This is a genomic window from Streptomyces sp. SID12488 (assembly GCF_010548275.1).
Classification (GTDB): Bacteria; Actinomycetota; Actinomycetes; order Streptomycetales; family Streptomycetaceae; genus Streptomyces.
Window position 1 is genome coordinate 1 of record NZ_JAAGLT010000097.1, and the last position, 693, is coordinate 693.

The 693-nt window shown below is 67.0% G+C and carries 1 pseudogene; it reads right to left on the reverse strand.

Going from position 1 to position 693, the window contains the following annotated elements:
* Nucleotides 1-22: 22 nt before the first annotated feature.
* Nucleotides 23-693, reverse strand: a pseudogene (locus G3I56_RS42655) (IS5 family transposase); the annotation flags it as partial.

The window sequence follows — 693 nt, forward strand, 5'->3', positions numbered from 1 at the left end:
TAGGGCCTGTGTGACGTCGTGATCAATCAGTTGCCTTCAGTAGGTCGTTGATCCAGATCATCGAGGCGCGGAGGTGGAGGCCGGCGAGGTAGCTCTCGGGCGTCTTGTCGTATCGAGTCGCGATGCCCCGCCAGGCCTTCAGCTTGTTGATCAGGCGCTCGACGGTGTTCCGTTCCTTGTAGAGACCGGCGTCGTGACCTGTGGGCCGGCCACCCCGGCTGCCTTTCCTCTTCCGGTTGGCGGCCTGGTCCTTCTTCTCCGGGATGACGGCCTTGATGTTGCGTTTGCGCAGGTAAGAACGGTTGGCGCGGGACGAGTAGGCCTTGTCCGCGGCGACAGCCCCAGGCCGGGTCCGGGGACGGCCGATCGGCAGACGGATCCGCACCTTCTGCAGCACGGGGACGAACTGCGGGCTGTCGGCGGCCTGTCCTGCGGTCAGGACGAACGACAACGGACGGCACTTGCGGTCCACGGCCAGATGAACCTTGCTCGTCAGCCCGCCACGGGACCTGCCGAGCAGGGCCTCCTTCAGACGGAGCTTGCGCCGTCGCCGGAGGTGCCGCCGCTCTTCCCGGCCGGGGTCGTCGCTTCCGTCCTGTCCGTTCTGTTCCGGCGGGCCGCCCCCCTTTGCCGGACCCGTTCCTGGTCGGCGGCGGCTTCCTCAAGGGCGTCCATGATCTCCTTGCCGATGCA